This is a genomic window from Rhizobium sp. P38BS-XIX, from assembly GCF_012641435.1.
Classification (GTDB): Bacteria; Pseudomonadota; Alphaproteobacteria; order Rhizobiales; family Rhizobiaceae; genus Rhizobium.
The window spans coordinates 327,804-350,080 of sequence record NZ_JABAIJ010000005.1; the positions used below are offsets into that span (position 1 = coordinate 327,804).

22 protein-coding genes and 1 tRNA gene are annotated in these 22,277 nt (G+C 59.7%); 15 read left to right on the plus strand and 8 right to left on the minus strand.

Annotation, left to right across the window (positions count from 1 at the left end; all coding sequences use genetic code 11):
* The first annotated feature begins 90 nt into the window (after positions 1-90).
* Positions 91-873 carry an isocitrate lyase/phosphoenolpyruvate mutase family protein gene (locus tag HGP17_RS18420; RefSeq protein ID WP_168811605.1) on the plus strand — a complete coding sequence of 261 codons (783 nt, stop codon included), beginning with the start codon at positions 91-93 and terminating at the stop codon, positions 871-873.
* A 26-nt stretch (positions 874-899) separates the two neighbouring features.
* Here HGP17_RS18420 and argB read toward each other — a convergent pair whose 3' ends face one another.
* Positions 900-1,787 (minus strand): acetylglutamate kinase, encoded by an 888-nt coding sequence (gene argB, locus HGP17_RS18425; protein WP_069611182.1) that lies wholly within the window; start codon positions 1,785-1,787, stop codon positions 900-902.
* A 180-nt stretch (positions 1,788-1,967) separates the two neighbouring features.
* Here argB and HGP17_RS18430 point away from each other — a divergent pair, with 180 nt between their 5' ends.
* The 3 genes from HGP17_RS18430 (at position 1,968) to HGP17_RS18440 (ending at position 3,873) form a co-directional block, all read left to right on the plus strand.
* Positions 1,968-2,507, plus strand: coding sequence for a sigma-70 family RNA polymerase sigma factor (locus tag HGP17_RS18430; protein ID WP_168811607.1), 540 nt, complete (start codon positions 1,968-1,970; stop codon positions 2,505-2,507).
* The gene (locus HGP17_RS18435) at positions 2,504-3,217 is read left to right on the plus strand and encodes an anti-sigma factor (protein WP_168811609.1); all 714 of its coding nucleotides are present in this window, start codon (positions 2,504-2,506) and stop codon (positions 3,215-3,217) included. The genes HGP17_RS18430 and HGP17_RS18435 overlap by 4 nt, the downstream gene beginning before the upstream one ends.
* Positions 3,218-3,315: 98 nt before the next feature.
* The gene (locus HGP17_RS18440; RefSeq protein WP_168811611.1) at positions 3,316-3,873 is read left to right on the plus strand and encodes a fasciclin domain-containing protein; all 558 of its coding nucleotides are present in this window, start codon (positions 3,316-3,318) and stop codon (positions 3,871-3,873) included.
* Between the two features lie 180 nt (positions 3,874-4,053).
* Here HGP17_RS18440 and yihA read toward each other — a convergent pair whose 3' ends face one another.
* The gene (gene yihA / locus HGP17_RS18445) at positions 4,054-4,713 is read right to left on the minus strand and encodes a ribosome biogenesis GTP-binding protein YihA/YsxC (protein ID WP_168811613.1); all 660 of its coding nucleotides are present in this window, start codon (positions 4,711-4,713) and stop codon (positions 4,054-4,056) included.
* Positions 4,714-4,934: 221 nt separating this feature from the next.
* On the opposite strand from yihA, the gene HGP17_RS18450 reads away from it, so the two are divergent.
* Together HGP17_RS18450 and HGP17_RS18455 are read left to right on the plus strand one after the other, a co-directional pair.
* Positions 4,935-5,762 (plus strand): GyrI-like domain-containing protein, encoded by an 828-nt coding sequence (locus HGP17_RS18450; protein ID WP_168811615.1) that lies wholly within the window; start codon positions 4,935-4,937, stop codon positions 5,760-5,762.
* 100 nt (positions 5,763-5,862) lie between these two features.
* Positions 5,863-6,837, plus strand: a complete 975-nt coding sequence (locus tag HGP17_RS18455) for an alpha/beta fold hydrolase (RefSeq protein WP_168811617.1) — start codon at positions 5,863-5,865, stop codon at positions 6,835-6,837.
* A gap of 71 nt (positions 6,838-6,908) precedes the next feature.
* On the opposite strand, the gene yidC is transcribed toward HGP17_RS18455, so the two are convergent.
* From yidC to rpmH, 3 genes are read right to left on the minus strand one after another with little or no spacing between them, the layout of a single operon-like run.
* Entirely contained in the window at positions 6,909-8,720 is a 1,812-nt protein-coding gene (gene yidC / locus HGP17_RS18460) for a membrane protein insertase YidC (RefSeq protein WP_168811619.1), read from the minus strand.
* Entirely contained in the window at positions 8,720-9,121 is a 402-nt protein-coding gene (gene rnpA / locus HGP17_RS18465; protein WP_168811621.1) for a ribonuclease P protein component, read from the minus strand. Before rnpA ends, yidC begins: the two co-directional genes overlap by 1 nt.
* A 25-nt stretch (positions 9,122-9,146) precedes the next feature.
* Positions 9,147-9,281: a 50S ribosomal protein L34 gene (gene rpmH / locus HGP17_RS18470; RefSeq protein WP_092843085.1), complete on the minus strand. Its 135-nt coding sequence runs from the start codon at positions 9,279-9,281 to the stop codon at positions 9,147-9,149.
* Positions 9,282-9,680: 399 nt separating this feature from the next.
* Between rpmH and HGP17_RS18475 the strand changes: the two genes are divergently transcribed.
* The 4 genes from HGP17_RS18475 to HGP17_RS33465 all read left to right on the plus strand — a co-directional run bounded on the left by HGP17_RS18475 (position 9,681) and on the right by HGP17_RS33465 (position 14,005).
* On the plus strand, positions 9,681-11,681 hold the full coding sequence (locus tag HGP17_RS18475) for a methyl-accepting chemotaxis protein (RefSeq protein WP_168811623.1): 2,001 nt from the start codon (positions 9,681-9,683) through the stop codon (positions 11,679-11,681).
* Positions 11,682-11,848: 167 nt separating this feature from the next.
* On the plus strand, positions 11,849-13,369 hold the full coding sequence (locus HGP17_RS18480; protein ID WP_168811625.1) for a HAMP domain-containing sensor histidine kinase: 1,521 nt from the start codon (positions 11,849-11,851) through the stop codon (positions 13,367-13,369).
* A 126-nt stretch (positions 13,370-13,495) separates the two neighbouring features.
* Positions 13,496-13,572: transfer RNA gene (locus tag HGP17_RS18485), tRNA-Arg, on the plus strand.
* Positions 13,573-13,816: 244 nt separating this feature from the next.
* Positions 13,817-14,005, plus strand: a complete 189-nt coding sequence (locus HGP17_RS33465; protein WP_205926026.1) for a hypothetical protein — start codon at positions 13,817-13,819, stop codon at positions 14,003-14,005.
* A gap of 23 nt (positions 14,006-14,028) precedes the next feature.
* Here the strand turns inward: HGP17_RS33465 and HGP17_RS18495 are convergent, their stop codons facing one another.
* Together HGP17_RS18495 and HGP17_RS18500 are read right to left on the minus strand one after the other, a co-directional pair.
* The gene (locus HGP17_RS18495; protein ID WP_168811627.1) at positions 14,029-15,585 is read right to left on the minus strand and encodes an MDR family MFS transporter; all 1,557 of its coding nucleotides are present in this window, start codon (positions 15,583-15,585) and stop codon (positions 14,029-14,031) included.
* Positions 15,582-16,031: a MarR family transcriptional regulator gene (locus tag HGP17_RS18500; RefSeq protein WP_168811629.1), complete on the minus strand. Its 450-nt coding sequence runs from the start codon at positions 16,029-16,031 to the stop codon at positions 15,582-15,584. Before HGP17_RS18500 ends, HGP17_RS18495 begins: the two co-directional genes overlap by 4 nt.
* A gap of 139 nt (positions 16,032-16,170) precedes the next feature.
* Between HGP17_RS18500 and HGP17_RS18505 the strand changes: the two genes are divergently transcribed.
* Positions 16,171-16,635 carry a BA14K family protein gene (locus HGP17_RS18505; RefSeq protein WP_348648966.1) on the plus strand — a complete coding sequence of 155 codons (465 nt, stop codon included), beginning with the start codon at positions 16,171-16,173 and terminating at the stop codon, positions 16,633-16,635.
* A gap of 54 nt (positions 16,636-16,689) precedes the next feature.
* On the opposite strand, the gene HGP17_RS18510 is transcribed toward HGP17_RS18505, so the two are convergent.
* The gene (locus HGP17_RS18510; RefSeq protein ID WP_168811631.1) at positions 16,690-17,637 is read right to left on the minus strand and encodes an oxidoreductase; all 948 of its coding nucleotides are present in this window, start codon (positions 17,635-17,637) and stop codon (positions 16,690-16,692) included.
* 216 nt (positions 17,638-17,853) lie between these two features.
* Between HGP17_RS18510 and HGP17_RS18515 the strand changes: the two genes are divergently transcribed.
* The 4 genes from HGP17_RS18515 (at position 17,854) to HGP17_RS18530 (ending at position 22,222) form a co-directional block, all read left to right on the plus strand.
* On the plus strand, positions 17,854-18,552 hold the full coding sequence (locus HGP17_RS18515; RefSeq protein WP_168811633.1) for a methyltransferase domain-containing protein: 699 nt from the start codon (positions 17,854-17,856) through the stop codon (positions 18,550-18,552).
* 12 nt (positions 18,553-18,564) lie between these two features.
* Complete coding sequence (locus tag HGP17_RS18520; protein WP_168811635.1) at positions 18,565-19,218, plus strand: TetR family transcriptional regulator; 654 nt, start codon at positions 18,565-18,567, stop codon at positions 19,216-19,218.
* 233 nt (positions 19,219-19,451) lie between these two features.
* Entirely contained in the window at positions 19,452-20,333 is an 882-nt protein-coding gene (locus HGP17_RS18525) for an aldo/keto reductase (RefSeq protein ID WP_168811637.1), read from the plus strand.
* 584 nt (positions 20,334-20,917) lie between these two features.
* A complete protein-coding gene (locus tag HGP17_RS18530) occupies positions 20,918-22,222 on the plus strand; it encodes an alpha/beta hydrolase (RefSeq protein ID WP_246704141.1) in 1,305 nt (434 codons plus the stop codon).
* Positions 22,223-22,277 lie beyond the last annotated feature (55 nt).

The following is a 22,277-nucleotide window of genomic DNA, read 5'->3' on the forward strand; positions in this document are numbered from 1 at the left end:
CCAGGGTTTTGCTCTATCTGCAACGTGAGGGAGAGCTTACGCTCTTTGCGGATGGAAACTCGCCCGGCCGGGCTTTTCGGAGGGGATGCGATGAGTCAGGTGGAAAAGGCGCAGGAATTCGCGCGGCTGCACAAGAAGGGTGAGCCGCTGGTACTCTTCAATATTTGGGATGCCGGGTCGGCCAAGGCCGTCACTGAAGCGGGCGCCAAAGCGCTGGCAACCGGTAGCTGGTCCGTTGCCGCGGCCAATGGCTTTGCCGATGGCGAGGCGATACCGATTTCATTGCTGGCAGTCACCGCCAAGCTGATTTCGGTCACCAGCCCCTTGCCGTTATCCGTCGATTTCGAGGGCGGCTATGCCGTCGAGCCCGAAGCCGTCGCCGCCAATGTCGAGAAGATCATGGATCACGGCGCCATCGGGATCAATTTCGAGGATCAGGTCGTGGGTGGACATGGCGTTCACCCGATCGAGCTGCAGGCCGAGCGCATTCGCGCCATCCGGGAGATGGCTGACCGGCACGAGATGCCGTTCTTCATCAATGCCCGAACCGATCTGTTTCTTCAGGAAAGCGATACCGCCCACCATCAGATCCTGCTGGATGACGCGTATCGCCGCGCCGACGCTTTCGCCGAAGCAGGCGCTAGCGGCTTCTTTGCGCCGGGCCTTGTCGAGCCGGAGCTGATTGCCGCGCTTTGCGAGCGCTGCTCCTTGCCGGTCAACATCATGGTGCGCCCGACGACGCCCGACAACATAACCATGGCCGGCCTTGGCGTGAGCCGCATCAGCTACGGCCCGGCGCCCTATCGCTCGGTCATGGGAATGCTGAAGAGCGAGGCCGAAACCATTTATCGGCCATCGTCTCTAGCGGAGTGAGCTGACACCTGAGGCGGTTTGCCGCCTCAGGGAACGATCAGCGTGCCGGCTCCGCGCTCGGTGAAGATTTCGAGCAGGACAGAATGCGCCGTCTTGCCGTTGAGGATGACGACGCCCTGAACACCGGCCTTGATGGCGTCGATGCAGGTCTCCACCTTCGGGATCATACCGCCGGAAATCGTGCCGTCGGCGATCAGCGCATGGGCTTGTGCCACCGAAAGCTCCTTGATCAGTTGACCCTGCTTGTCGAGGACACCAGGGACATCCGTCAGGAACAGAAGGCGCGTGGCGGAGAGCGCACCGGCAATCGCGCCGGCAAACGTATCGGCATTGATGTTATATGTCGCGCCGTCGCGGCCGGGAGCAACCGGCGCGATGACCGGGATCATCTCGGACTTGGCGAGCAGGTCGAGCAGCGTGCGGTCGACTTCGACCACTTCGCCGACGAAGCCGAGATCGAGCACGCGCTCGATGTTCGAGTCCGGGTCCTTGATGGTCTTGTGCGCCTTTTCGGCGAAGACCATGTTGCCGTCCTTACCGCAAAGGCCGATCGCCCATTCGCCGGTCTGGTTGATCAGCGCGACGATTTCCTTGTTGATCGAACCGGCGAGCACCATTTCGACGATCTCGACCGTCTTCTGGTCGGTGACGCGCAGGCCGCCTTCGAATTTCGACTCGATGCCCATCTTCGTCAACATGGCGCCGATCTGTGGGCCGCCGCCGTGGACGACGATCGGGTTGACGCCCGACTGCTTCAACAACGCGATATCGGCTGCAAAGGCTTTGCCGAGTTCGACATTGCCCATGGCATGGCCACCGTATTTCACCACGATGGTCTTGTTTTCATAGCGTTGCATGTAAGGCAGCGCTTGGGCGAGCAGGTTGGCTTGGAGTTCGCTTTGGGCTTCGGACATGGTGCACCCTTCGGAATTGTTCGCGGGCCTTTTATCTCAAGTTTTTGACAGATGGAATAATGATGTCGGCATAAGTTGACGGGATGTCACATTCGCGTCGTCGAAATTGATCGCTTTCCCAAGCTTGCCAGCGAGCGCTTTTCTTTTAAAGTCGGCGCAGGCGTCGTAATGGGGTGTTGGATGGCAGGCGAGGAGATCGAAGCGCTTATCGGCCGTGTCGCCATGCGCGATCAAAAGGCCTTTGCTGCGCTTTATAAGCGCACCAACCCGAAACTCTATGGTGTTTGCCTACGTATCACAGGCAATAGAACGGATGCGGACGAGGTCTTGCAGGAAGTGTACGTCAAGATATGGCAACGGGCAGAACAGTTTGCAGCCTCGGAAGGGCCTGCGATGCCGTGGTTGACGGCGATTGCCCGTAACCGGTCGATCGATTTCATTCGTGCCCGCAAGCCCATCGCCGACGAACTGGACAGCGCCTACGATATTGCCGATGCCGACCTCGACCCTGAAGAACAAGCAATCGTGAAGGGTGAGGGTAGGCGGATTGACAGGTGCATGGAAGAGTTGGAAGCTGATCGTGCGCGGGCCGTTCGCAGCGCCTATGTTGAAGGCCTGAGCTACCAGGAACTCGCCGATCACCATTCGGTGCCTTTGAACACCATGCGCACCTGGCTGCGCCGGAGCCTGATCAGACTAAGAGAGTGCATGGACCGATGAGTATGCCCGATCAAAGCAAGGGAGGCCGCTCCCGTGATGAAGTCCTGGCCGGAGAATACGTGCTTGGCGTACTTTCCTTGGAGGATCGGCAAAAGGTCGAGCGCCGCATGCGCAGCGATCGCCAGTTTGCGGCGATCGTCAGTCGCTGGGAGCAGAATCTCTCGGAATTCAATGAGGAATATGAAGCGGTAAAGCCTGCCGCTTCGGTCTATCCGAAGATCGAGAAGCGGATTTTCGGCAGTCCTGTCCTCGGCGCCAGCCTTTGGAATTCGCTCACGGTGTGGCGTTCCGTGGCCTTCGGCTCGCTGTTCCTGGCAGCCGGTGTGCTTGTCTTTACCATCACCAACGAGACCGCGTTGCGCGCGCCAGCCGGAAAGCTGCTCAGCGCCTCGCTGGCCGGGCAGAACAGCGCCATCAGCCTGCTCGCCAATTATGATGCTTCGAGCGGGCGATTGAAGGTGACGCCGGTCGCTGCCGGGAAGCCGGAAGAGAAATCCCTGGAGCTCTGGCTGATTCGCGGCAGCGATCCGGCCGAGGCGCTCGGCATCCTGCCGCAGACCGGCGACGGCGAAATCACATTGCCGAGCGAGCTTCACACGAAATTGACGGAAGGCGCCATCATCGCCGTCAGCGTCGAGCCCTTTGGCGGCTCTCCGACCGGAAAGCCCACTGGCGATGTCGTCGCATCCGGCACGATCCATTTGCCCTGAATAATTCTTCTCAATCGCGGCTGAAACTCTTTTCCGCACCTCCCGTATCTTCTTCTGACCCCGCCCGATCGGGGCGAAAAAGAGGAAGAGGAAAAGTCATGATCAAGTCTGTGATTCGCATCGCCGCCGCAGCCGCAATGGTTTCGGCTCTTTCGAGCATCGCCTACGCCAAGGACCCGATGGTCGGCGGTGCCGCGATGTATGCGACGAAGAATATCATCCAGAATGCCGTGAATTCGAAGGATCACACGACCTTGGTCGCGGCTGTGAAGGCCGCCGGCCTCGTTGACACGCTTCAAGGCAAGGGTCCTTTCACGGTCTTCGCTCCGACCAACGAAGCCTTCGCCCAGCTGCCGGCCGGTACGGTTGACACCTTGCTGAAGCCTGAGAACAAGGAAAAGCTGACGAAGATCCTCACCTGCCATGTCGTTTCCGGTGATGACATGGCTGCGGCCATCAAGAACTGGGCAAAGACCCATGGCGGCGAATACGATCTGAAGACCGTCGGCGGCTGCACGATCAAGGCCATGAACAAGGGCGGCAAGCTGACGTTGACGGACGAAGCCGGCGGCACTGCTCATATCACCATCGCGGACGTCAAGCAGTCGAACGGCGTGATCCATGTCGTCGACAAGGTGCTGTTGCCGAAGATGTAATAATCCTTAGGGCAATTCCAGGAAAAGTGCGCAGCGGTTTTCCGTCCGGAATTGCGCGAAAACAAAGAGATAGAGCGGTTCGGTGATTCCGTGAAAAGCTGAACCGCTCTAGGCGATTGAACCGTCGCTCTCTGTCATGCGGCATAGGGAGCGGCGGTCATCCTTGAAGGTGAACAGTTATCAGAGGGCGATGCCGACCGTGTCCCTGATTGCCTGCCGCAGCTCCTCGAGGCCTTCGCCTTTTTCCGAAGAGGTGGAGAGAATGCCGGGATAGGCGGCCGCGCGCTTGCGCGTCTTTTCGGCGGTATCGGCCAAAAGTTTCGGCAGACCCGCTTCCTTGATCTTGTCCGTCTTGGTCAGCACGATCTGATAGGACACGGCAGCCTTGTCGAGCAGGCTGAGCACCTCTTCGTCATTCTTCTTGATGCCGTGGCGGCTATCGATGAGCACATAGACGCGCTTCAGCGTGGTGCGTCCTCTCAGATAGTCGAACACCAGCTTTGTCCAGGCGTCGACCTGTTCCTTCGGGGCTTGCGCGTAGCCATAACCTGGCATGTCCACCAGAGCCATAGGCGGTAGATCGCCGTCCTCGCCGGAAAAGCCATCGGGAACGAAATAGTTGAGCTCCTGCGTACGCCCTGGCGTGTTCGAGGTTCGTGCGAGGCCCTTGTGGCCGACGAGCGCATTGATCAGCGACGATTTGCCGACATTCGAGCGTCCCGCGAAGGCGACTTCCGCTGGCCCTTCCGGTGGCAGAAACTTCATCGCCGGCACACCGCGAATGAAAATCCACGGGCGCCCGAAAAGCGGCTTTTCGTCTTTTGTCGTCTGGTCTGCCATGCTGCTGAACGTCTTCCGGTTCGATTTATCGAATTGGCTTCGGGGTTTTGCCCGCGAAAGTCAAGTTTGTTCGGCAATTGGTGGCGTGGCGCGGCCGTTGCGCCCGCAACGCCGCGCCGTCCAAATGGTAGCCGCTGCGGATGTCTCGCGAGCTGACGCATCCGTAAAAACCGCAATTGCTGCACCGCGAATCCACCACAGCCATGCTAGATGTCTCGTCCATGAAGAGCGCCACGGAACAAGACTATCGCCGCCGCATCGCAAGGGTCATCGAGGCGATCATGGTCGACCCGTCGGCTCCGCATTCCGTCGACAGCCTGGCGGCCATCGCGCATTTCTCGCCCTATCATTTTCACAGGCTGTACCGGGCGATGACGGGAGAGAGCGTCGCCGCCACCATCCGGCGGATGCGGCTTGCCCAGGCCGCCAACCAGTTGGCCGCCGGCCCGACATCGGTGACGGAAGCGGCGCTGGAGGCCGGCTACGACAGCTCACAGAGTTTTGCACGGGCCTTTCGAGGCCTGACGGGTATGACTCCAACGGCATTCCAAATGAAGCAGCAGGCCATCACCGCAGATCTGCCGTCCGTGGCCATCATTGAACGGCCACCGGTCAGGATATTCGGGTTGCAGCATGAAGGGCCAGCCCAGACGATCCCGCACAGCTTTCGTCGGCTCTCGCAGTGTCTGACGGATCGCGGGCTGGTCTGGCACGATCTCTCTCGCATCGGTGTCGGCTCCGGCGATCCCGAGGAGGGAGAGGCATTCCGGTATTTTGCCGGTGTGGTGCTTACAGATGGCTGCGATGCGGCCGAAGAGCTCGATACGTATGATCTCGCAGGTGGTCTCTATGCCCGCTATCGCCTGATGGGACCTTATGCGCTGATCTCACCGACGTTTCAGACGCTGTTTGCCGGCTGGCTGCCGCAGAGCGGCTTCGAGCCCGACGATCGTCCGGTGATCGAAGTCTATCTCAACCATCCGGCCAAGGTGATGGAGCACGAAATAGCCACGGACCTGCTGATTCCCCTGCGCCACGGCGCAGTCTGATCGTTCCAAAATCGAGTTTCGACCCTGACGCGCCGACGGCAACAGCCGGCGCGGGCAGATATCCTTTGTCTTCATCCCTCAACCCTGTCTGGAAAACAAAATGTCGTTCAAACGGATTGGATTTTTCATTGCCTTCGCTTTGGCGGCGGCCTCAGCTCAGGCTGCCGGTCTGGCATCGATCGAGGTGCCTGCGACCGCCAGCGAGCCCGCGCTCAGCGCTTTCGTCTGGTCACCCTGTGCAACGCCGCCGGGTGAAATCCAGCTTGGCCCGATTACGCTGCCGGCCGTGCGCGGTTGTCCGATTGCGGGCGACAGACTGCCTCTGGTCGTCATCTCGCACGGGCATGGCGGCGGCTCGCTCAATCATCACGATACGGCGGAAACGTTGGCAGACGCCGGCTTTCTCGTCGTTGCACTCAACCATCCCGGCGACAATTTCTCGGATCTCAGCAGGGCAGGCGACATCTCCATCATGTTCCAGCGGCCATCCGATATCCATCGCCTGATTGACTTTGTTCTCGGCGATTGGCAGGGAGCCGCCAAGGTCGACCCGGATCGCATCGGCTTCTTCGGCTTTTCGCGCGGTGGATATACCGGCCTGGTGCTTGCCGGTGCCGAGCCGGATTTTCGTGATCCCAGTATCCCATGTCCCGAGCCTGCACCGATCTGCGGCGAAATTCGCCGAAACGATATACCGTCCAAGCCGCTTGCGCGCGACCCTCGTCTCAAGGCACTCGTCCTTGCCGACCCGCTGAGTTTCTTTTCGAGCAAGGAAAACTTGAAATCCGTCGGCGCTCCCATCCAACTCTGGGGTTCGGAACATGGCGGTGATGGCGTGCTGCCACAGAGCGTTGCGACGCTCGCTGCCAACTTGCCGCGTAGACCGGATTTTCATCTCGTGCCCGCCGCGGCTCATTTTGCTTTTCTGGCGCCATGCCCGCCCGGCTTGATCGCCTCGCAGCCGGAGATCTGCAAGGATCAGTCAGGGTTCGACAGATCTGCCTTTCATCGCTCCTTCGATGCTGCGGTTCTCGCCTTCTTTCGTCAGCATCTCGGCGCGAGCGCGCTCCGCTGAACGCTTCGCAAGGTCTTTTCGCGTCTGCGACCCAGCCATAAAAAAAGCCCCGCTTGAGCGGGGCTTTTTCGTCATTTCGATGGTTCTGGTTTTCGCTTGAACAGGCCCTTCAGATTGTTGAAGAGCTCCACCTTCACCCCATGCCGCTTCATGATGATCGACTGCTGGATGACCGAGAGCGTGTTGTTCCAGGCCCAGTAGATCACGAGGCCGGCCGGGAAGCTTGCCAGCATGAACATGAATACCAGCGGCATCCAGTTGAAGATCATGGCCTGCGTCGGATCGGGCGGTGTCGGGTTCATGCGCATCTGGAAGAACATGGTGATGCCCATGATCAGCGGCCAGACGCCAAGGTGCAGGATGGTCGGCGCTGCGAACGGAAGCAGGCCGAAGAGATTGACGATGGACGTCGGATCGGGAGCGGAAAGGTCCTGGATCCAGCCGAAGAACGGCGCATGGCGCATCTCGATGGTGATGTAGATCACCTTGTAGAGCGAGAAGAAGATCGGGATCTGCAGGAGCACGGGCCAGCAACCCGCGATCGGATTGATCTTCTCTTCCTTGTAGAGTTGCATGGTCGCCTGCTGCAGGCCCATGCGATCGTCGCCGAACTTGGCCTTCAGCTCTTCCATTTTCGGCTGCATGCGCTTCATGTTCGCCATCGAGGCATACTGCCGGCTCGCGAGCGGGAAGAAGAGCGCCTTGACGACGATCGTCGTGCAGAGGATAGCGACGCCGAAATTGCCAAAGAAGCGGAAGAAGAAGTCCATCAGCTTGAACATCGGCTTGGTGATGAAATAGAACCAGCCCCAATCGATCAGGCGGTCGAAGCGCGGGATCGAGTAGCTGGTTTCATAACGATCGATGACCGGAACTTCCTTGGCGCCCGCGAAGACGAGGTTCTTCAGCTCCGCCGACTGGCCGGGAGCAACCGTGATAGCGTCCTGCTTGTAATCGGCCTGATAGCGCGGCTGAGCGCCATCGGTGAAGTGCGAGAAATGGGCGTCGTAGGCCGTCGCCTGCGGCGGAACGATCGTTGCGGCCCAGTATTTGTCGGTGATGCCGAGCCAGCCGCCGGTCGCCTTTGCCGGGTTGACGGCTTCCTTTTCCGCTGCCGTGTACTTGGTTTCGATCAGGCCATCCTCGCCGATGACGCCGATGAAGCCTTCATGGAGAACGTAGGCAGAGGGCGTGACCGGCTTGTTATAGCGAGTAACGCGGCCATAGCTGGACAGCGCGACCGGGGCCTGGCTGCCGTTGGCAATCTTGTCGGTGATCGTGAACATGTAGCGATCGTCGACGGAAATGGTGCGCGAGAAAGTGATGCCCTTGTCATTGGTGTAGGACAGCGTCACCGGCGTTTTGTCGGTCAGCTTGTCGCCGCTTGCCAGCGTCCACAGGGTCGAGGGATTGGGAACCGTACCGGTTGCGTCGCTGCCGACATAGCCGAGTTCGGTGAAATAACCATCCTTGGTGTCGGCCGGGCTGAACAGCGTGATGATCGGGCTGCTCTTGTCGACGGTCTCATGATAGCTCTTGAGCTGCAGATCGTCGAGGCGTGCGCCTTCCAGGTTGATGGAGCCGGAGAGCGCCGGCGTGTCGATGATGACGCGTGCCGAAGACGTCTTGGCGACCGACTGATCGCGGGTCAGCGTCGCCGCCGCGTTCTGGCCACCCGCTGGCAGCGAACCGTTGACGGCTGCGCCTGCGCCTGCTGCGGCCGGCTGCGTCGTCTGAGCCTGCTGCGTCTGCTGCTGCAGCTTGGCGGCCTGTTCGGCCTTGCGCTGCGCTTCAAGGCGCGGGTTCATATAAAAAAACTGCCAAGCGAGGACGATCAGCACCGACAGGGCAATCGCTATGAAGTAATTGCGGTTGTTTTGCATCATGTTTTCCTGGAGCGGTCCGTTTCCGGTCGCCGGTGTTTCGGCCTGGATTCGATACGCTGGACGAGTTCACCCACCAGCTTTTCGAAAGGTGCGGTCAGCACTTCGCGCCGCGCGACAACCACATAGTCGTGTCCGGGCTGCATTGCAAACCCGGCATGAAGCCGCACGGCTTCTTTCAGCCTGCGCCGCATGCGGTTGCGCTCCACCGCGTTGCCATGTTTTTTGGTAACGGTAAAACCAACGCGGGGGTCGGCGTCGGCGGTCTTGCGGTCCAGCATCTCTATCAGGAAGAAATTGCCTCGGCGCTTCTCGCCTTCACGGACTGCAAGAAACTGCGGCCGGCTTTTCAGCCGCCCGACAGTCTTTTTGGGTCGTTCATTCGTCAATTTGCCCGCCATCCTGGATTATCGGGCACTTCGGCCGTTAGGCCGAAAGACGCTTGCGGCCGCGGTTACGGCGTGCGGAAAGAACCGCGCGACCGCCCTTGGTAGCCATACGCGAACGGAAACCGTGGCGACGCTTGCGGACAAGCTTGGATGGTTGATAGGTACGCTTCATTTATTTAAACACCGCGGAGTGCGGCCCTTCTTGAGCTTTGCTTTTAATAGCAAGGAGCGTTGTTGATTATGACGAACGGACTTGGCCCGCAAATGCAGGCTCCATGACCGAACGTGCGCGGGCTTATAAGGATCACCACCTGGAAAGTCAATTATACCCGCGCAGATTCATGAAAGCCGGACATTTCGAGCTGAAAACTCCGCGTGCGAAGGTGCAGGGCAAACAGCATTGCTCTGCTTTAAAATAAGTATTTTCTAATTTATGTGAGTTTGATGGGAAGTTTCGATAAGTTTTAACTAAAAATGCTTCAATATAACTTTAATGAATTTCGCTGATATCTAGTCCAGTGTCGGAAAACCCATCGATTTTCGGGGGATCGGGTTGGCGCCGGAGGGTATCTTGAAAATTCGCGGCAAAATAAATCTGCTTGTACTTGTCATGGCTGGAGCGGCGTTCCTGATTGGAGGCACCGCTCTTTATACGTTGCGTCAATACGACCAGAAATTACAGAGTTATGAGCAGACTGCCAGCCGCGCATACATGGGCGAGCATCTGAACCGTTACGTCACCGCCGTGGTCATGGAGGCGCGAGGCATCTATGCCGCCGCCTCGGCGAAGGATTCCAAGAGCTTTGCCGATGGCCTGATGGGCGACCTCGATGAGATCGACAAGGTGCTCGCTGCCTGGTCGCCATTGGTCCCGGCCAGCCAGAAGTCCGATTTTTCCAAGCTGCAGGCTCGTGCCCAGGAGTTTCGCACATTCCGCACCGAGACCGCCCGCCTCGGCGTGACGGATGGCCCGGATGCCGCCGCCAAGCAAGGCAATAACGAAGCCAATCGCGCCAATCGCAAGGCCTTCCAGGCCGAAATCGATGCCGTGGTCCAGGCCGACAAGGCAGCGCTCTCGGAAGCCGAAAGCGACATCGCATCCTTCCACGATAGCGTCTTTTGGGTGGTCCTCTGCATCATGATTGTCGGCATCTCCGCTGGCGTCGGCCTCGGCATCTACATCGGCACCGTTCACCTGAGCCGCCCGATCCGCAAGGTGACTGATGCCATCAAGAAAGTCGCCGACGGTCAATTCGACATCGAGGTTCCTTTTGCCGGACGCAACGACGAAATCGGCGAGATGGCCGCAGCCGTCGACGTCTTCAAGGAGAACGGCAACGCCGTGCGCCGCATGAACGCCGAGGAAACGGCAATGCGGGCAAAGAGCGACGAGCTTCAGTCCAGCATGTCGCTGGCCGTTTCGGCCGCCGCCGCCGGTGATTTCAGCCGCCGCATCGACAAGGACTACGGCGATGCCAACCTCAATCGCTTTGCCGGCAACGTGAATGAACTGCTTGTCAGCGTCGATGTCGGCATCGGTGAAGTGCGCCGTGTGATTGCAAGCCTGGCCGACGGCGATCTGACGCAGGAGATGAAGGGCGAGTTCCAGGGCGCTTTTGCCGAGCTCCAGCAGAACGTCAATGCGACGCTTGCAACGCTGAAGAGCACCATGCGCGAAGTGCGAGAAACCACGGGCTCGATCAATTCTAACACCAATGAGCTGCGTCACGCCAGCGACGATCTCTCCAAGCGCACCGAGCAGCAGGCTGCAGCACTTGAGGAAACCTCCGCGGCCCTGGACGAAATCACCTCCGTCGTCCAGAACTCGACGGAACGGGCCCGTGAAGCGAGCGTGATGGTCAGCGAAGCCAAAGACGATGCTGCCCGCTCCGGCACAGTCGTTCGCAATGCCATCGATGCCATGGGTCGCATCGAGCAGGCATCCGGCGAAATCAGCCAGATCATCGGCGTCATCGACGATATCGCCTTCCAGACCAACCTGCTGGCTTTGAACGCCGGCGTCGAGGCGGCACGCGCCGGCGAGGCTGGCAAGGGCTTTGCTGTCGTCGCCCAGGAAGTGCGCGAACTTGCCCAGCGCTCCGCCACGGCCGCCAAGGATATCAAGGCGCTGATCAGCAAATCCGGCGATCAGGTGAAGGTCGGCGTCAAGCTGGTGCAGGCAACCGGCGAAGCACTATCGACCATCGAAGGCCGCGTGCTGAAGATCAACGACCACATCCATTCCATCGCGACGGCCGCACGCGAACAGGCAACCGGCCTGTCGGAGGTGAACAACGCCGTCAACCAGATGGATGAGGTGACGCAGCGCAATGCCGCCATGGTCGAGGAGACCTCGGCAGCAACCCATCGCCTCGCAGGAGAGGCAGACGGCCTCGTGCGTCTGGTCTCCCGCTTCAAGGTCGACGCCGGCGCGATGTCCGCTCCCGTGCCTGCACGGGCCGAAACGCATCGCCCCGCTGCCTCGCCCGCACGTCGGATGATCAACAAGGTCGCAACGGCCTTCGGCGGTGGCTCGTCCGCAGCCGCAGCCCAGAGCTGGGAAGAGTTCTGATCTTTTCGGAACCGGATAGCGGCGGCGTCTGAGCGGCGCCGCTATCGCGCAAACTCTCACAAGATGCCCGTTGTCCGGAAGAGATTGGAAAAAATCCCACAATCCCCTATTATGTCATTTCGATCAGTCGCCATCAGCTCGCTTTGCGGCAACGCGGGACAATTGAAATGGACAGTGGGCAGGACAGGGACGCCGCAAAGGGCGGCAAGACCGGAAAGGTCCGCCTGTCTCAATTTTGCCGGCCGACCGGGATCTTCGGCGGCCTCTCCGGCAAACTCCTCATCCTGACCATCGGCTTCATTCTTCTGGCTGAAGTGCTCATCTTCGTGCCCTCCGTCGCCAATATGCGGCTGCGCTGGCTGGAAGACAGGCTGAACACGGCCGCCGCCGCCGCCATCGTCATCGACGGCCTGCAGCCGGCCGAATTGCCGCGTGCGCTGCAGAAGGAAACATTGATGGCCACCGGCACGCGGGCCATCGTCCTGCGCAAGGACGGGACGTCACGACTGCTCGCAACGGCAGAGATGCCGGCCTCCGTCGACGACATGTATGATCTGAGCGATGTCTCGCAGCTGACCGCCATCAAAGATGCGCTCGATACCCTGCTATTCGGCGGCAACCGCATCATCCGCGTTTTCGGCCCGGTCGGGGGCGACGCCGGAACCGGGATCGAGGTAGTGTTGAAGGACACGCGGTTGCGCAATGCGATGCTTGCCTATTCCGGCAGCGTCTTCTTCGTTTCCATCCTGATTTCGCTCTTCACGGCAACGCTGATCTTCTTTGCGATCAACCGGATGATGATCCGGCCGATCCGCCGCCTGACCGACAGCATGCAGGCCTATTCGGACGATCCGGAGGATCCGGGCCGGGTTCTCGTGCCCGACACGGGGCGCGACGAGCTAGCCGTGGCCGGCCGTCACCTGGCGTCGATGCAGTCGCAACTGCAGAAGACGCTGAAGCAGCAGAAGAATCTCGCGGCTCTCGGTCTTGCCGTCTCGAAGATCAACCACGACATGCGCAACATCCTTTCGGCCGCACAGCTCATGTCGGACCGCCTGGTCGATGTCGACGATCCGATGGTAAAGCGCTTCGCTCCCAAGCTTCTGCGCACGATAGACCGTGCCGTCGGCTATACGACCGAGGTGCTGTCCTACGGCCAGACGTCCGAATCGGCGCCGCGCCGGCGAAAGATTCATCTGGTCGAGCTGATCAGCGAAGTCCGGGACATTTTGGCGATCGATCCTGAAAGCGGCATAGAGTTCGTCGAGCAGGTGAGCCAGGAGCTCGAAGTCGATGCCGACAGCGAGCAGCTGTTTCGCGTTATTCACAATCTTTGCCGCAACGCGCATCAGGCACTGCTCGCCTTCAGCGATATCACCTCCGACAGCATGAAGCGCATTACCGTGTCGGCGCACCGGATCGGCAGCGTCGTCAGCATCACGGTTGACGACACCGGGCCGGGCATGCCGCAGAAGGCGCGGGAGAACCTGTTCACGGCGTTCCGTGGCTCTGCGCGCTCGGGCGGTACCGGACTTGGCCTGGCAATCGCGCGCGAGCTGGTGCTTGCTCACGGCGGCACTATCGCTCTCGTCGAAAAGCCGGCAGCCGGCACGCAGTTCCGAATCGAAATTCCAGATCGTCCCGTTTCGCTCGATGATTATCGCAGTCGGAGCTTGCAAGAAAGTTGAGCATTTTCATACGCTTGACATGTTTATGGACGAAAATTGCGATCTTTTTCGGAAATCCGCTTGCATTCCCTCAAAGGACCCTTTAGAGAACCGCCCACGCCAGCGGTTTACTTCCGCATCGGCCACGCACCCGTAGCTCAGCTGGATAGAGCACCAGACTACGAATCTGGGGGTCAGGAGTTCGAATCTCTTCGGGTGCGCCATTTCTTTCCCAAGCTTTTAGACTAAGCTCTGCCAAGCGCGTGAGTTTTCGCGCTAGTGTAGATCGCCCTTGGAGCCGTCGAGATATAAAGTCTCGGGTCGAGGCCGCGGGCGCACATCTTTCTGCAGACATGTGGGTTCGAACCCAATCGGACCGACATCGTACCTGCAGATACGATTATCACGGGCGCCTGCTTTCCGGTCTATCCCGAAATCGGTGAAGCTCTTGGCGTCGAAGGCTCCTACATGTTCAAGCGGCACCAGGACTATCGGTTGATCGCTTTGGAGCATTTCATAGAGTTCAGTTTCGCATCTTATGCGCAATTTCTCAAAGACGACATCAAGCCCGATCCGCGGTTCAGCGAACGCTACGAGGTGGTGAAGTCCGTTATTGCCGAAGAGACGTCAGTTCCGCTGATGCAAGTCGCGTCTTAAATGTCCACAGCTTTTCCGCCAGGTCAGCCTGGCCGGCTGACATCCCGTCCATGATCTGTTGCCAGTGGCAATTCCGGCAGAAAGAGCAACGCGATCAATGCTAGAGCCACGATCGCGGTTCCCGTTGCAAACGTCATGGCGATCGCGTGGCGATAAAGAGCGATAGCGGCTGCGTGGACTTCGGGAGACGCTGTAGCCAGCTGCTTCAGGCCGGTTTCCGTGAGAGACGACATATGGACGCTCTCGAGTGCGCCGGAGGCGTTCTGCACACGATAGGCCAGGATGGCGCCGGAGCCGGTCACGCCGATCAGGCCGCCGAGCGAGCGGAAGAAGGCCAGCGTCGCCGTACCGACGCCACGATGGGCGAGGGGCAGGGCGTTCTGAACGGCGATGGTCATGGTCGGCATTACAAGCCCAAGGCCCATACCAAGCGCGAAAACCGATGGCTCTATGACCAGAAAGCCCTGACTTGTTGCCGCGGCCCAGGCAAGAGCCGCAAAGGAAAGTGTTGCCAAGCTCAGGCCGAAAAGCTGGGCCGGCTTGTAGCGCCCGAAGCGATGCATGAGGATGCGCCCGTTGAACATGGACGAGATGACGACGCCGACCATAAGCGGGCCGGTGAGCAGGCCGGAGTGAGACGGACTTACTCCCATGACCATCTGGAAGAACAGCGGAAAGAATAGGCTCGCCCCGAGCATTCCCATGAACGTCAGCGCGAGAACGATGCAGGCAACGACAAAGAGCCGGTTGCGGAAAAGATCGGGCGGCAGCACCGGTTCGGGCTCGCGCCGGATATGCAGGATGAAGAGGACGCAAAGCACCAGGGCAACGCCGGAGAGCCCAAAAATCTCCGGAGAGTTCCATGCCCATTCGTTGCCGCCGAGCGCAAGGACTAGCAGAAAGCTGGTCGTGCATCCCGTCAGCAACGCGGCTCCAAGGTAATCGATGCGGCGGCTGCGCGACTGATGCGGGCGCTTGAGCGCCCGACCGATCATGACGAGCGCAACGGCGCCGATCGGCAGGTTGACATAGAAGATCCAATGCCATGACAGGAGATCGGTGATGACGCCGCCGGCGATCGGGCCGATGACGCTGCAAACGGCGAAGACGGCGGCGATCGAGCCCTGATTGCGGCCGCGTCTTGCGGGCGGCACGATGTCGCCGATGATAATCTGCGCCAACGGCAACAATCCGCCGGCACCGATGCCCTGTATGGCGCGGAATATGATGAGCTGCATCAGCGTCTGCGCCATGCCGCTGAGGACGGATCCGAGCAGGAAGATCAGGATCGCGGCATAGATCATCGGCTTGCGGCCGTATTGATCGCTGAGCTTTCCATAAAGCGGCATGGTGCTGGTGGAGGCGAGCACATAGGCGCTGACGACCCAGGAAAGATGCGTAAGACCGCCGAGGTCGCTGACGATGCGCGGCAAGGCCGTTGCAACGATGCTCTGGTCGATGGCGCCGAGGCCAAGAACGATCATCAGGCCGAGGATCACCGCGCGGATCTCGCGGCGGTCGGCTGCGTCATCGACTGCTACTGTCGAAGAGGACACGATATTCGGCTGAACGTCGCTCATTGTCCAATCTCCGCAAGCGGCCCGACGGCGGCACGGATCGCCGCACGCTCGTCCGGTGATAGTTTGGCGAGTTCCGAGGCAAGCCAATCGGTTCGTTTCTGCTTCATGCTTCGAATGATATCCTGACCCTTTTCGGTCGCGACAAGCCCATTGCGCCTGCGATCATTCGGGTCGGGTTCCGCGCGCGTGATGAGCCCACCCCGCTCCATGGCCTTTACATGCCCGGAAATGGTCGGCCCCCGCAGCTTTTCCATTCGTGCCAGCTCGGCGACGCCGATCCCCGGCTGCCGCAAGATTGCGGCAAGCAGCAGTGCATGCAGCGGTGAAAGCCCCGGATCGTCGCTCTCGCGGCGCAATTGCCGATACAGGCGGTGGAGCGCGGGGCGCAGCGCTTCAGCAAGCGCATGTGCCTCGTCGAGAGCGTGATGAAGGTCGGATTTGTCCATGTGTCATCGGCCAATAGTAGTTAGGTAGGCTTGCTATCTATATTGCAGCTTGCCATTTATTCGCAAGCGATAATGTCGTGAAACAATTTCAATCACCGCGCGTTATCACTTCTTATTACCCCTCAAAAGGAGAAGAGCTGTGAAACGACTACTGACAACGGTGACGGTGACCGCCTTGAGTGCCATGCTGGCGCTTTCATCCTTTGAGCCGGCGGCCGCGGGACCGATTCAGCCAATGGCTCAACCTGCAACCACGCAAACGGGCGGTCAGGCTCCCGGTGTGATCGACGTCCAGTATCGGCATCACCGCGGACATTATCGCCCGCATTTCCGTCCGCACTATCGCCATCACTATCGCGGCGGCTATTGGCATGGTCATCGGGGCTATCGCTACGCCCGCCCGGGCTATCGCCGCTATCATGACGGCTTCTGGTATCCGCTTGCCGCATTCACCGCCGGTGCGATTATCGGTGGCGCCGTTTCTCATCCGCCGCGCGGCAGCGCGCATGTTCGTTGGTGCGCGAGCCGCTACAAGACCTATCGCGCGTCCGACAATACCTACCAGCCGACCAACGGCCCGCGCCGCCAGTGCGTAAGCCCGTAACGGGATAAGACGAAGGGACGACGCCTTCTCCGCTGTTGCGGGGAAGGCGATACATCAGCCCATGGCGGGCGACGGCAACGTCAATCCCGTCAGTTGTTCCGAAATGTCCCAAAGCCGCCGCCAAACGGCGGGATCACGAGTATGAGGGGCAATCCGCGAACGGACAGGCGGCCCCTTGAGTTCGTAGAAGCCATTGGGACCATACATGGCGCCGCTTTCTGCCTGAGGTGCCGTGGCGGCAAAAAGCGTGGGCAGAGCACCAGCGGCTGCCGACTGCGAGAACAGCGGCTCCATGATTTTCATTCCCAGCTCGGCAAGGCTTGTTCTATCCCGCCCCATCCGCGGGCCTGACGTCTGCAGGCCCGTAACAGAGTAACCGGGATGGGCGGCAATGCTCCTCAATCCCCAATGCTCGGTGCGGGCAATCCGGTCGAGCTCCAGGCTGAACAGAAGCGTCGCCAGTTTGGATTGGCAATAAGCACGCCAGGGTCCGTAGTTCCGCCGCCACTGCAGATCGTCGAAATGGATTCTGCCGCTGCGATGCGCCAGGCTGCTGACAGTCACCACGCGTGGATTGTCGGCAAGAAATACCTTTGGCAGCAAGCGCATCGTCCAGGCGAAGTGGCCGATATAATTCGCGCCCATTTGCATTTCGAAGCCGTCTTCCGTTTCGTGGCGGTCAGGAATCGCCATCACACCGGCATTGTTGATCAGGAGGTCGACGCGGGGGACGGAGGCTGCGACGCGCGTGGCGGCCCGGGCAACCGAATCGAGGCTGGAGAGATCAAGCGGCTCGAAGGCAATATCGGCGTCCGGCGTGGCCGCGCGGATGTTCGCGAGCGCCTGAAGGCCTTTGCTCTCGTTGCGCGATGCGATGATCACCTTTGCACCGGCTCCGGCGAGCGCCTTCGCCGTTTCATAGCCGATGCCGCTGTTCGCGCCCGTAATCACCGCTATTCGGCCTGTTTGGGGCGGTATGTCTTTCACTGTCCAGTCTGGCATTGCGGAACTCCTGTGAAGGGAACTAAGCGTCGCCTCTTGTATTTGGTTATTATTTGCACTAAATGCAAGTTTGTATTGATTGAATATATTTGACCCTGCCGGGTTGCAGGTGCCGAGGGTTCCCCTAGAACAAATGGTAAGCATGCCTTTGAAATGCCATGCTGCTCGGCCCTGATCACGCATGCCTGAACCGTAGTCGGAGATTGGATTCGCGGAATGACGACAAAAACATCATGCGCTGATTTCGTGCAATTTTTCCGCTCTTGGGTGAGCCATCCGATGCGGGTTGCCGCCGTTGCCCCCTCCGGAGAGCGCCTGGCGAAATTGATGACGCAGGAGATCGACCCATTCGATGGCCCGGTTCTTGAGCTTGGCCCCGGTACAGGGGTTTTCACTCGCGCACTTTTGGCTCGCGGCATACCCGAAAGCGCACTGACGCTTGTGGAATTTGGCGAGGAATTTGCCGTTCGATTGCGAGGCCGTTTTCCCGCAGCGCGGGTCGTGCAGATGGATGCGGCGAGGCTCGCTGATTGCGGCCTGTTCGATGATGAGCCTTTCGGTGCTGTCGTCAGCGGTCTGCCGCTCCTGTCGATGCCACCTTCGAAAGTTCAGGCGATCGTCGGTGGCGCCTTTGCAACGATGAAGCCGGGCGGCGCCTTCTATCAGTTCACCTATGGCCCACGCTGTCCAGTGACGCGGCCTATTCTCGAAAGCCTTGGTTTGCGCGGCAAGCGCATTGGCGGCACCGTCCGCAATATCCCGCCGGCCGGCGTCTATCGGATAACGCGGCAAAATCCGCTGGAGATCTCGATCAACGGCTCCAAATATCGTAGCACCGCAGACAACGCCGGAATCGCCGCCTATGCGTCGGAAGCCGGCAAGGCCGATACGGGGCGGCCTGAAGCGGGTGCATAACGGGGGCAACACATGGCGGATGTGCCGGGAATCGATATCGCGCTGAGAGAAGGCCGGCGCGAGCGCAAGCGCCGCCAGACCCGCGAGCGAATCGAGGCCATGGCCCTGAAGCTGTTTCTCGAACGCGGCTTCGACAACACCACCATCGAAGATATCACCGAGGCTGCGGACGTGTCGAAGCGCAGCTTCTTCGATTATTTTCCAAGCAAGGAAAATGTCGTCGCCGCCTGGCAGGATGGCTTTGCCGACGAATTGAGCGAAGCCGTTGCCGCTCAGCCGGTGGAAGCCTCGTTGATCGAGGTCATCGAAGCGGCGATCAACGCTGCTCTTCACGCAGCGATATCGGATCCGCAACGGCTGGCCATTGCCGCTTTGATCCGGGATACGCCGGCACTTCGGGCGCGCGATCAATTGAAATACGCCAAACTCGAGAAGAAATTGGCTGAAGCCCTATGTGCCCGCGGCGATGGCAGCGCGGAAGAGCAGCTGCGCTTGGGCATGCTTGCCGCGGCTGTCGTCAGCATGATGCGGATCGGCGGCGAGCGCTGGAATGCCGCGCAGGCCGATCTCCCGCTGGAGCAATTCGCCCGCGTCATGTTCGATGAGTTTTGGGCCGCCTTTGCCGATCTGGGCCTATTGGCGAAACAGCATTTGCAGGCTCGCTGATGCCGTCAGCTCGGCGATCCGAGTACGCTTGACGACCTTTATCGATCATCGACATCCGAAAGATGAATTCGAGCCCCGGTAATGCATTGCATATGCGGGGATGCCGACCCATCTACTTACCGTCGCGACCTCATTCCTCTCCTTCGCGAACAGCTCAATTTGCTTGACGGATCTCGACGGCTCCAATGCCGGGAGACCCCGATATATTTAAAATCAGCAAAGGGACAAAAACCATGTCAGATTTCGACGCAGCCAAATCAGGTCAATTCAAGATCGGTGGCGATCTTCCCGTTCATCGTCTCGGCTTCGGCGCCATGCGCGTCACCGGTGCCGGCATATGGGGCGAGCCTGAAGATCATGCAGAAGCCGTCCGCACGCTGAAGCGCTTGCCGCAGCTTGGCATAAACTTCATCGATACCGCCGACTCCTATGGTCCGGATGTTTCCGAACGTCTCATCAAGGAAGCCCTTCATCCCTACGGCAAGGATCTCGTCATTGCCACCAAAGGCGGCCTGACCCGAACCGGGCCAAATGTCTGGGTGCCGCTCGGCCGCCCGGAATATCTGATACAGCAGGCCCATAAGAGCCTTCGCAATCTCGGCGTCGACCGCATCGATCTCTGGCAGCTCCATCGCATCGATTCCAAGGTGCCGGCCGCCGAACAGTTCGATGCCGTAAAGTCCCTGCTCGACGACGGGATTATTCGTCATGCCGGCTTGAGCGAAGTTTCGGTTGCCGACATCGAGGCCGCATCGAAGCACTTCAAGGTCGCGACCGTGCAGAACCGCTATAATCTCGTCGATCGCACCAGCGAGGACGTTCTAGATTATTGCGAAAAGCACAATATCGGCTTCATTCCGTGGTTCCCGCTGGCTGCCGGCGATCTTGCCAAGGAAGGCTCGCTTCTCGACACCATCGCCAAGAAGCATAATGCTGCGCCCAGCCAGATCGCACTCGCCTGGGTGCTGAAGCGCAGCCCGGTGATGCTGCCGATCCCCGGAACGGGTAAGGTGAAGCACCTCGAGGAAAATACCTCGGCGGTGAACATCACATTGTCCGACGACGAATTTACGGCCCTGGATGCCGAAGGCAAGAAGGCATTCAAGGCAGCATAAGGCTACTTGGCTTCAAGAAGCGTCGATCGACGGCAAATCAGGCGGCGGAGCAGGATACCTCCGTCGCCTGATTGCGTTCTGCGCTCGAAGAACGCATGCATTTTCGCGATCACGATCATGTGAATCGGAAGCGGGCGGCTTTAAAATAGGCGTTCAGATGGTTCATTTGCCGTTTCCGTACGGGGTTTTTCGCATCCGGGTCGCTATTTGATAGGAAGCAATGCGCTTGGTGCATTGCTGCAATGCGAAAGATTATCTTTCAATGCCGAGCCCGGCGTTATATCTACTCCCTCGAAGGCAGCGCACTCCTCCTCCCAGCGCTCCTTCAATGATTGGCAACACTCCTCCTCCCAGTTGCCAATCCGGATCAAGAGCCCGATGCATCCTCCTCCCGCATCGGGCTCTTTTTTATTCCGCTCAGTCCAGGAATTTCCGCATCATTCAGTGTTTGAGCATGGCGTTGCGCCTTTGCAATGCCGGTGCGAATTAGCATCGGTTCATGTGGCCGAGAATGGTGTCGCCGGCTTGCGCGTCGGATGCCGATGCGTAGAGTGGCGCGATAATCAGGCGTAAAAAGAGGTTGCATGATGCAGCGTATGGCGAGTTCCGGCCGATGGAAAATGATGCTTGTCCGGACTGCTGCCGTCATGATGACGCTGTGCCTCGCGGCTTGCGGTCGCCCCATCGGGGTCATGCAGCCGGTCGGTGAAAATGTTCCAGGCACATCGAAGGTCGATCTCCTTGTCGCCACCACGCGCCTGCCGGACAAGGATCCGGCAATCCTGTTTTCCGGCGAACGCGGTCCCGGCCTGAAGGTGGATGCCGTCAGCGTTTCCATCCCGCCGGAAGCCAATCGCAAGGTCGGCCAGGTTCAGTGGCCCAGCCGTCTGCCCGGCAATCCCCTGAAGAATTTCGTTACGACCGCCGTCAAGCCATTGGCCACCGAAACGGACGGGCGCGCATGGCTGCACGCGGAGCTGCCAAAGAACAAGCGCGTGCTGATCTTCGTGCACGGTTTCAACAATCGCTATGAGGATGCGGTCTATCGCTTCGCGCAGATCGTTCACGATTCGCATGCCGAGGTCGCCCCGATCGTCTTCACCTGGCCATCGCGCGCCAGCATCTTCGATTACGCCTATGACAAGGAAAGCACCAACTATTCTCGCGATTCGCTGGAAGAGTTGCTGCGTCGTGTCGCGGCCGATCCCTCCGTTGGCGACATCACGGTCATGGCGCATTCGATGGGCAGCTGGCTTGCTGTCGAATCGCTTCGGCAAATGGCGATCCGCAACGGTCGCGTTGCACCCAAGATCAAGAACGTCATTCTCGCTTCGCCGGATCTCGATGTCGATGTCTTCGGACGGCAGTTTGCGGCACTCGGCAAGGACAAGCCGCATTTCACCCTGTTCGTCTCGCGCGACGACCGCGCGCTTTCACTCTCGCGCCGCATTTCCGGCAATATCGATCGTCTCGGCCAGATCGACCCAACCGCCGAGCCTTATCGCAGCGAGCTGGAGAAGCAGGGTATTACAGTCCTCGACCTCACCAAGCTCAAGACGGGCGATGGCCTGAACCACGGCAAGTTCGCCGAGAGCCCCGAGGTGGTAAAGCTGATCGGCGCCCGATTGATTGCAGGCCAGACGATCACTGATTCCGATGTGGGCATTGGCGATGCGGTCGGCGCGGTTGCGATGGGGGCGGCGCAGACGGTGGGCAGCGTTGCAGGTGCAGCCGTCAGCGCACCCATTGCCATTTTCGATCCCCGCACCCGGCAGAATTACGGCGAGCAATGGCGCCGCGTCGGCGCGTCCGCCAACAATACGGTCGGCTCACTCGGCGATAGCGTCGAAGCAACCGGAAGCAATGTCGGCGATGCTCTGCGGCAATAAGGCCGCTCGGGCTTGATGCAAGGTGGCATCGCCATCGATCGCCATAGCCACGTCA

What these genes read in the sequence shown, in the direction of transcription:
- HGP17_RS18420 (WP_168811605.1), top strand. Translation starts at nt 91, where the DNA reads ATGAGTCAGGTGGAAAAGGCGCAGGAATTCGCGCGGCTGCACAAGAAG.
- argB (WP_069611182.1), bottom strand. Translation starts at nt 1,787, where the DNA reads ATGTCCGAAGCCCAAAGCGAACTCCAAGCCAACCTGCTCGCCCAAGCG.
- HGP17_RS18430 (WP_168811607.1), top strand. Translation starts at nt 1,968, where the DNA reads ATGGCAGGCGAGGAGATCGAAGCGCTTATCGGCCGTGTCGCCATGCGC.
- HGP17_RS18435 (WP_168811609.1), top strand. Translation starts at nt 2,504, where the DNA reads ATGAGTATGCCCGATCAAAGCAAGGGAGGCCGCTCCCGTGATGAAGTC.
- HGP17_RS18440 (WP_168811611.1), top strand. Translation starts at nt 3,316, where the DNA reads ATGATCAAGTCTGTGATTCGCATCGCCGCCGCAGCCGCAATGGTTTCG.
- yihA (WP_168811613.1), bottom strand. Translation starts at nt 4,713, where the DNA reads ATGGCAGACCAGACGACAAAAGACGAAAAGCCGCTTTTCGGGCGCCCG.
- HGP17_RS18450 (WP_168811615.1), top strand. Translation starts at nt 4,935, where the DNA reads ATGAAGAGCGCCACGGAACAAGACTATCGCCGCCGCATCGCAAGGGTC.
- HGP17_RS18455 (WP_168811617.1), top strand. Translation starts at nt 5,863, where the DNA reads ATGTCGTTCAAACGGATTGGATTTTTCATTGCCTTCGCTTTGGCGGCG.
- yidC (WP_168811619.1), bottom strand. Translation starts at nt 8,720, where the DNA reads ATGCAAAACAACCGCAATTACTTCATAGCGATTGCCCTGTCGGTGCTG.
- rnpA (WP_168811621.1), bottom strand. Translation starts at nt 9,121, where the DNA reads ATGGCGGGCAAATTGACGAATGAACGACCCAAAAAGACTGTCGGGCGG.
- rpmH (WP_092843085.1), bottom strand. Translation starts at nt 9,281, where the DNA reads ATGAAGCGTACCTATCAACCATCCAAGCTTGTCCGCAAGCGTCGCCAC.
- HGP17_RS18480 (WP_168811625.1), top strand. Translation starts at nt 11,849, where the DNA reads ATGGACAGTGGGCAGGACAGGGACGCCGCAAAGGGCGGCAAGACCGGA.
- HGP17_RS33465 (WP_205926026.1), top strand. Translation starts at nt 13,817, where the DNA reads ATGTTCAAGCGGCACCAGGACTATCGGTTGATCGCTTTGGAGCATTTC.
- HGP17_RS18495 (WP_168811627.1), bottom strand. Translation starts at nt 15,585, where the DNA reads ATGAGCGACGTTCAGCCGAATATCGTGTCCTCTTCGACAGTAGCAGTC.
- HGP17_RS18500 (WP_168811629.1), bottom strand. Translation starts at nt 16,031, where the DNA reads ATGGACAAATCCGACCTTCATCACGCTCTCGACGAGGCACATGCGCTT.
- HGP17_RS18510 (WP_168811631.1), bottom strand. Translation starts at nt 17,637, where the DNA reads ATGCCAGACTGGACAGTGAAAGACATACCGCCCCAAACAGGCCGAATA.
- HGP17_RS18515 (WP_168811633.1), top strand. Translation starts at nt 17,854, where the DNA reads ATGACGACAAAAACATCATGCGCTGATTTCGTGCAATTTTTCCGCTCT.
- HGP17_RS18520 (WP_168811635.1), top strand. Translation starts at nt 18,565, where the DNA reads ATGGCGGATGTGCCGGGAATCGATATCGCGCTGAGAGAAGGCCGGCGC.
- HGP17_RS18525 (WP_168811637.1), top strand. Translation starts at nt 19,452, where the DNA reads ATGTCAGATTTCGACGCAGCCAAATCAGGTCAATTCAAGATCGGTGGC.
- HGP17_RS18530 (WP_246704141.1), top strand. Translation starts at nt 20,918, where the DNA reads ATGATGCAGCGTATGGCGAGTTCCGGCCGATGGAAAATGATGCTTGTC.